Below are 260 nucleotides of genomic sequence, written 5' to 3'. Positions count from 1 at the left end.
GCGCCTGCCAGTAGCCGCCGAGCGCATTCACGGCGATCACGGCCGCGGTGATCGCGAGGCCGGGCCACACCGCGATCCACCACGCGTTGTACAGATAGTTGCGGCCCTCGGCGAGCATCAATCCCCATTCCGCCGCGGGCGGCTGCGGCCCCATTCCGAGAAAGCTCAACCCCGACGTGCCGATGATCGCGGTGCCCAGCCCGATCGTCGCGAGGACCGGCACCTGCGCGATCGCATGCGGCAACACGTGTCGCCACACC

The 260-nt window shown here is 69.6% G+C and carries 1 pseudogene; it reads right to left on the bottom strand.

The annotated features are described in order from the left end of the window. Positions 1–244: pseudogene (locus tag AAEY75_RS15865) on the bottom strand (dipeptide ABC transporter permease DppC); the annotation flags it as partial. Positions 245–260: the final 16 nt, after the last annotated feature.

This window comes from Psychrobacter sp. TB55-MNA-CIBAN-0194 (genome assembly GCF_040309505.1).
Lineage (GTDB): Bacteria > Pseudomonadota > Gammaproteobacteria > Pseudomonadales > Moraxellaceae > Psychrobacter > Psychrobacter fozii.
The sequence above is the reverse complement of the archived record's forward strand: the minus strand, read 5'-3'. Positions and strand labels throughout refer to the sequence as shown.